The organism is Sphaerospermopsis sp. FACHB-1094 (genome assembly GCF_014696195.1).
Classification (GTDB): Bacteria; Cyanobacteriota; Cyanobacteriia; order Cyanobacteriales; family Nostocaceae; genus Sphaerospermopsis; species Sphaerospermopsis kisseleviana.
In genome coordinates this window covers 1-9,984 of sequence record NZ_JACJPT010000153.1, presented here as the reverse complement: position 1 = coordinate 9,984, position 9,984 = coordinate 1, and the positions used below count along the sequence as shown (strand labels likewise).

Here is a 9,984-nt window from a genome sequence, read left to right as displayed (position 1 = left end):
TCACCAGTCACCAGTCACCAGTCACCAGTCACCAGTCACCAGTCACCAATCACCAGTCACCAGTCACCAGTCACCAGTCACCAATCACCAGTCACCAATCACCAGTCACCAGTCACCAGCCCCAACAGACATGATATCTATTCAAAAATAATTTAAAAAATCATACAGCGATGCCCGCTGAAATAAGGCATCGCGGATTTTAGATTTGCGATTGATCTCTAATCCAAAATCTAAAATCCTTAATCGTTGTTAACGATTTGTAGCCGCAGCTTCTCGCGCAGCAGCTGCTTGATCAGGGTGTATACCCAAGCGTGTCAGGTTAATTCTACCTTTATTGTCAATTTCGCGCACTTTGACAATCACTTCATCACCAACGGCTACTTCATCTTCCACTTTACCAACACGATAGTCAGCAAGTTGAGAAATGTGAATCATGCCTTCTTTTCCGGGCAAAAATTCCACAAATGCACCAATAGGTATAATCCGTGTCACACGACCTATGTAAACATCCCCTTCATTGAGTTTACGAGTCATGCCTTGAATGATGCTCTTTGCTCTCTTTGCTCTGCCTTCATCGACTGCGGAAATGGTGACTGTACCATTATCTTCAATGTCGATTTTTGCACCAGTTTCTTCGGTAATTCCTTTGATGGTTTTACCACCGGGTCCAATGACCAGACCAATCATTTCTGGATCAATCTTGATCGTCAACAGACGTGGGGCAAAGGGTGAGGTTTCGGTGCGTGGTGTGTCAATAGTCTGGAGCATTTTCTCCAAAATATGTAACCGGGCTGCTTTAGCTTGCTCAACAGCTTGTTTGATCACGTCCAAGGACAAACCGGATATTTTCATATCCATTTGTAAGGCGGTGATGCCTGTATCAGTACCCGCAACTTTGAAGTCCATGTCCCCTAAGAAGTCTTCAATGCCTTGAATATCCGTGAGAACGCGCACTTCGTCGCCTTCTTTAATCAAGCCCATTGCTGCACCGGTGACAGGTTTGATAATAGGTACACCCGCATCCATAAGGGCGAGAGTAGAACCACAGACAGAACCCATTGAGGTAGAACCGTTGGAAGAAAGCACTTCTGATACTACGCGGATGACGTAGGGGAATTGTTCTTTGGGCGGTAGTACGGGTAAAATCGCTCTTTCGGCTAAAGCACCATGACCTATTTCTCGTCTTCCTGGCGCACGCATGGGTTTGGTTTCACCGACGGAGAAGGGTGGGAAATTGTAATGATGCAGGTAACGTTTAGATTGATCTATTTGCAGATCATCATTGAGATTTTGAGCATCTCCTGGTGTACCCAGGGTACAAGCAGATAATACTTGAGTGAGTCCCCGGTTAAATAACCCACTGCCATGTACACGACGGGGTAAAACTCCGACTTGGCAAGATATAGGACGGACTTCATCTAATTTACGACCATCAACGCGCACGTTATCTTCAATGATTTGACGGCGCATAAAATATTTGGTGATATCCTTAAAGGTATTACCAAGGGCTTTGCTATCGGCTGTAGCAGCTACACGAATGGGATCTTCTTCGGGTAAGGCTTCTATTTCCGCTTTGATTTCATCCTTAACTGCATCTAAAGCTGTATCACGCTCGTTTTTGGTTAACTCAAATTGAGCCAAGATTTTTTTAATTTCTGCACTGGCGCGATCGCGGATATAGTTTTCTAATGTTTGATCTACTTCCGGTGGCTCTTCTTGGACGAGTTTTAAACCCAGTTCTTCAACTAAATCTAGCTGTGCTTGGATTAAATCCCGCACTGCTTCGTAACCAAAATCAATGGCCTCGATGATATCTCGCTCTGGTAACTGATTTGCTCCGGCTTCCACCATGATCACACCATCAGGTGAACCAGCAACTACTAAATCCAAATCACCCGCTTCAATTTCTGCATAGGTGGGGTTAATAATGAAATCATCACCCACTAAACCTACCCGCACTGCTGCCATTGGTCCATTAAAAGGAATTTGGGCAATAAGAGTAGCGATAGAAGCGCCAGTTACAGCTAACACATCTGGCGGTACTTGTTCATCCATTGACAGGGTGAAAGCAATAATTTGCAAATCATCCCGTAACCATGAAGGAAACAAAGGACGCAAAGGACGGTCAATCAAACGGCTAGTTAAAATCGCCTTTTCTGGTGGACGACCTTCACGACGCATGATACCACCAGGGATTCTTCCTGCTGCATACAGTCTTTCTTCATAATCTACCGTCAGGGGAAGAAAATCAACGCCTTCTCTGGCTTCTGACCTTGTAGCTGTCACTAAAACAGCAGTATCCCCCGATTCTATCAACACCGACCCACCCGCTTGGGGGGCTAACAGTCCTACCTTCAGTCGAATATCCCGTCCATCAAAGGATATTGACTTCTCAAATTCTGCCATTCAGTTTTTTTTCCTTCTATGCACGCTATTCTCTCTCTGTGGCAATCCTAACATTTATGCTATATAGACGGCTTCTTTTAGATATATTAGTTTCATAGACTAGATTCAAGGGGCAGGTGACTGGGGACTGGGGACAGGTGACAGGTGACAGGTGACAGGTGACAGGTGACGGGTGACAGTAAGAAAAAATAGGAGTTAAGGAGTTACATTGAATTGTTGAATAGTCCGATATAAATTCTCAAATATAATTTTTTTTACATAGCAGTATGCACTTGCATGAGATATAAAATTTACACAAAAAATCATACAATACAATACTTCAAGTCTGTTCCCTGTTCCCTGCGATGCACTAAGCTTGTCGAAGTGTTCCCTGTTTCCTATTCCCTATTATTTCCTGAAAACAATTAGCATCTGAGAAATATGGCAATTTTACACGGTATTTGGTTAAATAAAGGGCAAAATTATACTGATAATTGTTTATTTATTTGGGGAGAAACTTGGCGAAGTTCCCAGATTAATCTGGAATCTATTACCGCCGATGAAATCCCACTTAATCCTTTGGCAATGACTCCAACTGAGTTGAGGGAATGGTTAGCAGTCAATAATTTAGAAATTTCTAATTATATTCAAGATATTGCAACATCTCCATCTGCTGTTACTCCAATCAAAGGACGTAAAACAGCACATAAAACAGAAAAGACTTTACCAACATACTCACAAATTATTGCTTTACCAACTAATTTTATAGAAACAGAATCTGCTATTTCTCCCATAAATTCTGCTAGTTTAGAGATTGAGAAAAATTCACAAAAATACTTACAACCTTGGAAAATTGAAGGTTTTTGTCTCCCACCCAGTGCTGCCATTAAATTTCTCTCAAATTTACCCTTGAGTTCAACAGATAATAAAGATGCTTTTTTAGGTGGAGATTTGCGTTTTTGGTTACAAATGGCGCGATGGAGTTTAGATTTAATTGCCCGTTGTAAGTTTTTACCGAATATTATAGAAAATCCAGATAATTCTCTAGTTGGTAAATGGCAGGTACTTTTAGATAGTGCTATAGATGCTACTCGTTTAGAAAAATTTGCGGCGAAAATGCCGTTAGTTTGTCGTACTTATCAACCAGATAGAGAAGATTTTAGCAGTAAATTAATAGTTGATTTACCTGGAGAACCGCAAGGATTAATTTTGGCATTTCTCAACAATATCATAGATGCCCAAATTCGAGAAATGGTTGGTTCTCAATCTCCCATTGATAATAGATTAATGATGTCCTTACCATCTGCGGTACAGCAGTGGTTACAGTCCTTAACGAGTGCATCAAATCAAGGATTAAATCAAATTAATGCTGATGCAATGGGAGTAGAAAGATTAGAATCAGCCCTGAAAGCATGGACTTTACCTTTACAATATCAATTAACAGGAAAAGCTGCATTTAGGACTTGTTTTCAACTCCATCCCCCAGCAGCAGAAACAACAGATTGGAAGTTAGCTTATTTTCTCCAAGCAGCGGATGATTCAGAATTTTTAATAGATGCTAATACTATTTGGAGTCATCCAGTAAAAACATTAGTTTATCAACATCGTCAAATTGAACAACCACAGGAAACATTTTTGCGGGGTTTGGGTTTAGCTTCTCGATTATATCCCGTGATTGCGCCTAGTTTAGAAACAGAATCTCCTGAATTTTGTCACCTCACTCCTATGCAAGCTTATGAATTTATTAAAACTGTAACTTGGAGATTAGAAGATAGCGGCTTAGGGGTAATTTTACCACCAAGTTTAGCAAATCGTGAAGGTTGGGCTAATCGTTTAGGTTTGAAAATTAATGCCGAACCTCCCAAGCAAAAATCAGGACGTTTGGGGTTACAAAGTTTGTTAAACTTTCAATGGCAATTAGCAATTGGTGGACAGACAATTTCTAAAGCTGAGTTTGATAAACTGGTAGCTTTAAATAGTCCTTTAGTAGAAATTAACGGTGAATGGGTAGAACTAAGAAACCAAGATATTAAAACTGCCCAAAACTTTTTTACATCTCGTAAAGAACAGTTATCTTTATCTTTAGAAGATGCTTTAAGAATTAGTACCGGTGATACTCAAGTGATTGAAAAATTACCTGTTGTGAGTTTTGATGCTTCCGGCGCATTGCAAGAATTAGTAGGGACTTTAACTAATAATCAAGATATTCAACCTTTACCAACACCTGACAATTTTCAAGGTAAATTAAGACCTTATCAAGAACGGGGTGCAGCTTGGTTAGCATTTTTAGAAAGATGGGGTTTAGGTGCTTGTTTAGCGGATGATATGGGACTAGGAAAATCGGTACAATTTATTGTTTTTCTCCTGCATCTCAAAGAAAAAGACGCATTAGAAAACCCGACGCTTTTAGTATGTCCCACTTCGGTTTTAGGAAATTGGGCAAAAGAAGTTAAAAAATTTGCCCCTAAATTGAAAGTTTTAGAATATCATGGTGATAAACGCCCCAAAGGTAAAAGTTTTACTGCCACAGTAAATAAATACGATTTAGTAATTACTAGCTATTCATTGGTACAGCGAGATATTAATTTATTAAAAACCATGAATTGGCAAATAGTTGTTTTAGATGAAGCCCAAAATATCAAAAATGCTGATTCTAAACAATCTCAAGCTGTGCGAAAATTGGACACTACATTTAGACTTGCTTTAACTGGAACACCTGTAGAAAATAGATTGCAGGAATTATGGTCTATTTTAGATTTTCTCAACCCTGGATATTTGGGTAATAAACAATTTTTCCAAAGACGTTTTGCCATGCCTATTGAAAAGTATGGTGATACTGCTTCTTTAGGACAATTACGATCTTTGGTGCAGCCTTTCATTTTACGACGTTTGAAAACTGATAAATCAATTATTCAAGACCTGCCAGAAAAGCAAGAAATGACTGTATTTTGTGGTTTAACTGCTGAACAAGGGGAATTATATCAACAGTTGGTAGACGAATCTTTGATGGCAATTGAATCAGCAGCAGGTTTACAACGTCGGGGTATGATTTTAGGTTTGTTGGTGAAACTCAAACAAATTTGTAATCATCCAGCACAATTTTTAAAAGAGTCAAATTTAGCAAAACATCATTCTGCAAAATTACAACGTCTAGAAGAAATGTTAGAAGAAGTTGTGGCAGAAGAAAACCGGGCTTTAATTTTTACTCAGTTTGCCGAATGGGGTAAATTATTAAAACCCTATTTAGAAAAACGTTTAGGCAGGGAAATTTTCTTTTTATATGGTAGCACCAGTAAAAAACAACGAGAAGAAATGATTGATCGTTTTCAACATGATCCCCAAGGACCACCAATTATGATTTTGTCTTTAAAAGCTGGTGGTGTGGGTTTAAATTTAACCAGGGCAAATCATGTATTTCATTTTGATAGATGGTGGAATCCTGCGGTGGAAAATCAAGCTACAGACCGAGTTTTTAGAATTGGACAAACTAAGAATGTACAGGTTCATAAATTTGTGTGTACTGGAACTTTAGAAGAGAAAATTAATGAGATGATTGAAAGTAAGAAACAATTAGCAGAACAGGTGGTTGGTGCTGGTGAAGAATGGTTAACAGAACTTGATACAGATCAATTACGTGATTTATTATTATTGGACAGAAATGCGATAATTGATGAAGATGAGGAATAGGAGTTGTAGGGACAAACCCCCCGTGGCTGCCCGTACAGGAATCAGTTATGTACCTGAAAGATTGAAGGACAAAGAATAAAAAGAAACAGATGTAGATGTAGATGACATTAAACCCTGCCAAAATGCAATTAATATCAGGTTTCATTGACACATACTTGAGATTAAATAAAATAGAAAAAGAGAAATTTCAAACAGAACTAGGTACATTAATAACAGAGGAAAAGGAGGAAGTTATGCAAATTGTTACCAGTTGGATGGAAGAAGGAATTGAAAGAGGTATTGAAAGAGGTATTGAAAGAGGTATTGAAAGAGAAAAAAATTTAATTTTCCGTCAAATTAATAGAAAATTTGGAGAAATTGATTTAGAGTTAGCAACAAAAATTAGAAGTTTAAACATAGAAATCCTGGAATCTCTGGGAGAGGCAATATTTGATTTAGATACAGTAGCAGATTTGCAACAGTGGTTAGATAATCTTTAATCTCAGGACTTACGCAAAACAGAACGCAAGTATGGGTAATTCATGAATTACCCCTACGTCAGAATCCGGCTTTTAGTCCAATCTTACGTAAGTCCTAAATCTAACATATACTCTGATCCCAACTTTTTAATTATGAGTCAAGAAAATTTACAAGCAAGCAGAGAATGGTGGTCACAAAGATGGCTAGATTTATTGGATTCCTATCGCTTTAAAAAGCGGTTAGAAAGGGCGAGAAATTATTCTCGACAAGGCAATGTTTTGAGTATTGAATTTAAAGGTGCGAAGGTTTTAGCACGGGTTCAAGGTAGTGAAGTAGAACCTTATAAAGTTTCTTTGTTCCTAGATGCTTTTAGTGATGAAGAATGGGGTTATGTGATTGAAACCATGTCCCAAAAGTCAATTTTTGCTGCTAAATTATTAGCGGGAGAAATGCCACAAAATATTGAAGATGTCTTTACAAGTAACGGACTTTCATTATTTCCTTTTACCTTGGGTGATGTTCATAGTAAATGTTCCTGTCCTGATAAAGCAGTACCTTGTAAACATATTGGGGCAGTGTATTATCAATTAGGCGATCGCTTTAGTGAAGATCCTTTTGTTTTATTTCAATTACGAGGACGCACCAGAGAAAAAATTATTAGTGATTTACGAAATTTACGCAGCAGTAAACTTTTAGATCAGTCTGAGGGAACGACTAGCAAACAGGAAAAAGCAGAAATTCAAAAACCAATTTCTGAACATCAATTGTCATTAAAATCAGATAATTTTTGGCAATATAATGAGCCATTAGAATCGTCTTTAGTGGTCATTTCTCCTAGTGTGGGTGAGACGGTGTTAGATGTTTTGGGTAAAATTCCCCTAGCTAAAGATGAGGAAAATTCAGTGAGTTCTTCTGCGGGTGATGTGACAATGAATTATTTACAATCCGTTTATAAAGATGTGAGTCAAAAGGCTTTTTTAGCAGCCATGAACAATTGACAATTGACAATTGATAATTGACAATTGATAATTGATAATTATTTCATTCAAGGTTAAAAACCTTCCATTTTAAGAGGAAATGCGATCATGCCAGATGGAGAAGTTGATACAACAGATGTTGATTTAGACTTCAATAAACCAGATGCACCGTTACCAAAAGAGATAAAAGAGATTAAAATTATGACTCGTGAAGTTATCCGTACCGATAAAGCACCCGCACCCGTTGGACCATATAACCAGGCTATTGTAGCTTCAGGGAAAATGCTGTTTGTCGCTGGCCAAATAGCTATTGATCCCCGTTTGGGTGATGTGGTTTATACTGATGATGTCACCAAACAAACGGAACAGGTGATGAGAAATATTGAAGCTATCCTCACAGAAGCTGGTGCTACTTTTAATGATGTCGTGAAAACAGGTGTATTTTTAGCTGATATGAAAGATTTTGCTGCTGTAAATGCGGTTTATGCAAAGTATTTTTCTGAAGATACCGCCCCTGCGCGTGCTTGTGTGGAGGTTTCCCGTTTACCTAAAGATGTGTTGGTAGAAATTGAATGTATTGCTGTGATTAGTTAACAGATTTTTCTCAAGTATACTATTAGCGGGCAAGATGCCCGCACCACAAGAGTTTTATTTTATAATTTGCTGGGTGTTGGCTACCCTACTTTTAGTTTTCTGGTTCGATACCTGCTGCACGTAGTTGTGCTGCTAGTCTTTCAACACGCTGTTTTTCTTGTTCAGCACGTTGTTTTTCTACTTCTATCTCCTGTCGTTTTTGTTCCACTAATTCGGAACTCCACAATAACAAATTTCCTTGTTCATCCCAAAATCTTAACCATTTAGTGGTGAGATTTTCTCTTGTACCTTCCCAAATACCGAGATAAAGTTTGATTTCTTCTATCCAGTAACGTTGGTTTTGATCAGGTGTTTCTATTTGGTATTGTTCACTATTTTTATCTAAGCGATAAACTTCTAAGTCTCCTCTATCTGGTTCAAAAATAATGTAGTTAGGAACTTTTAAAATTCTTTCATAAAAAAACCATTTTCCAGGCGGATAAGTTGGTTTACTAGAATATTCTGTTCCATCGGTATCAGAAATAAATTCCATGACAATAACCGGAATGTCTCCCTGTAGTTGGGGGGTATAACTACGAAAGATTTCTTGCTTAGTTGTGCGAATTTCGGGGATATAAGCCCAGTCAGGGGCTTTAACGACAATTTTGCCGTTTACTGTGGCACAGATGCCATAATTCGTAGTTATAAGGCAATTGGCAGCAAGTTTACCTGCTAGTTGGAGGCTTTCGGTTAGGGCTGCGGCTTGGGTGGGTTGGTAGATGTTATCCACAGGATCGTCGGGAAGAATGTAATCATCGGGTAATTTTTCCCAAGTGATTTGGTAGTCTTGGGTGGTGATGATCATGGTGGGTTTTCCTGTTTTCAGGTTTATCAATGATTATATAGTAGGAGTCAGGAGTCAGGAGTCAGGAGTCAGGAGTCAGGAGTCAGGAGTCAGGAGAAAGAATTAATTTTGATGGAATTACCAAGTAATTACAGTCAAAATAGGTATTTTTATTAACTCTTGGTCTGCCGTTACCAAACTCGCTGTATTTTGTATTGCTGTTGCTGTAATTACTGCATCAGGTAATTTTAAGCGATATTGCTGACGAATTTTAATAATATTATCAATTAATAACGTATCTTTTGCTGACAAACCAACAACTTCCACACGCTGAATAAACTCTTGAAAAAGCTGATAATCTAATTCACTTAAACCAGAAAATGCCAAAAATTCAATTTGACTAATCACGGAAATTCCTATCCAATCAGCGTTTTGTAATATTTGCAGCAGTTGAGTATTTCCCTGTAACACAGCCACAACCGCATTTGTATCTAACAGATAACTATCACCATTCATCTCTTAAAGACCTTTGCATTTCAACTGCATCTCCTCGCCAATTTAAACGCCCCATTAAATCAGAGAAATCATACTTTTTCGGTTTCTTATCAGTTGAAATAGCTAAACTTTTCACATTCTCACTATCAGAGTTTAAAGCATACTGTTTTTGTAGTAATTCTGTTAAATCTGAAGATAAATCCCCTTTAAGTAAGGACATTGCTACCTGTGCTTGTTCATCTGGTGGTAACTGTTTTACAACTGCAATCAGTTGTTCTAGGGTAATAGGAATAGATATCATTACATCTTGAAATATTGTTTACTTAATTAAATTGTAAAGCTATTTAAAACCATTTTGTTGCAAATCCTGTAAAAAATCCTTAAAAAGAAATCATCCTGTAAGTCCTCAAATCCTGTACTTCGGCTTACTTCGACTTACTTCGACTGCGCCCTTCGACACCGCCCTTCGACACCGCCCTTCGACACCGCCCTTCGACACCGCCCTTCGACACCGCTCAGGACAGGCTCAGGACAGGCTCAGGACAGGCTCAGGACAGGCTCAGG

Annotated in this window: 7 protein-coding genes and 1 pseudogene; 4 read left to right on the top strand and 4 right to left on the bottom strand. The window is 38.5% G+C overall.

The features are described from left to right. Positions 1–249: 249 nt before the first annotated feature. Positions 250–2,406 (bottom strand): polyribonucleotide nucleotidyltransferase, encoded by a 2,157-nt coding sequence (locus H6F47_RS25335; protein WP_096566315.1) that lies wholly within the window; start codon positions 2,404–2,406, stop codon positions 250–252. A gap of 420 nt (positions 2,407–2,826) precedes the next feature. Between H6F47_RS25335 and H6F47_RS25330 the strand changes: the two genes are divergently transcribed. The 4 genes and pseudogenes from H6F47_RS25330 to H6F47_RS25315 all read left to right on the top strand — a co-directional run. Then, positions 2,827–6,072 (top strand): DEAD/DEAH box helicase, encoded by a 3,246-nt coding sequence (locus tag H6F47_RS25330; RefSeq protein ID WP_137668443.1) that lies wholly within the window; start codon positions 2,827–2,829, stop codon positions 6,070–6,072. A 101-nt stretch (positions 6,073–6,173) separates the two neighbouring features. Next, on the top strand, positions 6,174–6,551 hold the full coding sequence (locus tag H6F47_RS25325) for a DUF4351 domain-containing protein (protein ID WP_242027492.1): 378 nt from the start codon (positions 6,174–6,176) through the stop codon (positions 6,549–6,551). A 132-nt stretch (positions 6,552–6,683) separates the two neighbouring features. Next, positions 6,684–7,529 (top strand): SWIM zinc finger family protein, encoded by an 846-nt coding sequence (locus H6F47_RS25320; RefSeq protein WP_137668445.1) that lies wholly within the window; start codon positions 6,684–6,686, stop codon positions 7,527–7,529. A 57-nt stretch (positions 7,530–7,586) separates the two neighbouring features. Next, a pseudogene (locus tag H6F47_RS25315) lies at positions 7,587–8,102 on the top strand (RidA family protein); the annotation flags it as partial. Positions 8,103–8,193: 91 nt separating this feature from the next. Here H6F47_RS25315 and H6F47_RS25310 read toward each other — a convergent pair. From H6F47_RS25310 to H6F47_RS25300, 3 genes are all read right to left on the bottom strand, one after another. After that, entirely contained in the window at positions 8,194–8,946 is a 753-nt protein-coding gene (locus tag H6F47_RS25310) for a Uma2 family endonuclease (protein WP_190346931.1), read from the bottom strand. A 117-nt stretch (positions 8,947–9,063) separates the two neighbouring features. Continuing rightward, positions 9,064–9,441, bottom strand: a complete 378-nt coding sequence (locus H6F47_RS25305) for a type II toxin-antitoxin system VapC family toxin (RefSeq protein ID WP_137668447.1) — start codon at positions 9,439–9,441, stop codon at positions 9,064–9,066. Next, a complete protein-coding gene (locus tag H6F47_RS25300) occupies positions 9,431–9,721 on the bottom strand; it encodes a hypothetical protein (RefSeq protein WP_137668448.1) in 291 nt (96 codons plus the stop codon). The genes H6F47_RS25305 and H6F47_RS25300 overlap by 11 nt, the downstream gene beginning before the upstream one ends. Between the last annotated feature and the right edge of the window lie 263 nt (positions 9,722–9,984).

Coding starts and splice junctions, on each gene's coding strand:
- H6F47_RS25330 (WP_137668443.1), top strand. CDS start 2,827: ATGGCAATTTTACACGGTATTTGGTTAAATAAAGGGCAAAATTATACT.
- H6F47_RS25300 (WP_137668448.1), bottom strand. CDS start 9,721: ATGATATCTATTCCTATTACCCTAGAACAACTGATTGCAGTTGTAAAA.
- H6F47_RS25325 (WP_242027492.1), top strand. CDS start 6,174: ATGACATTAAACCCTGCCAAAATGCAATTAATATCAGGTTTCATTGAC.
- H6F47_RS25335 (WP_096566315.1), bottom strand. CDS start 2,406: ATGGCAGAATTTGAGAAGTCAATATCCTTTGATGGACGGGATATTCGA.
- H6F47_RS25310 (WP_190346931.1), bottom strand. CDS start 8,946: ATGATCATCACCACCCAAGACTACCAAATCACTTGGGAAAAATTACCC.
- H6F47_RS25320 (WP_137668445.1), top strand. CDS start 6,684: ATGAGTCAAGAAAATTTACAAGCAAGCAGAGAATGGTGGTCACAAAGA.
- H6F47_RS25305 (WP_137668447.1), bottom strand. CDS start 9,441: ATGAATGGTGATAGTTATCTGTTAGATACAAATGCGGTTGTGGCTGTG.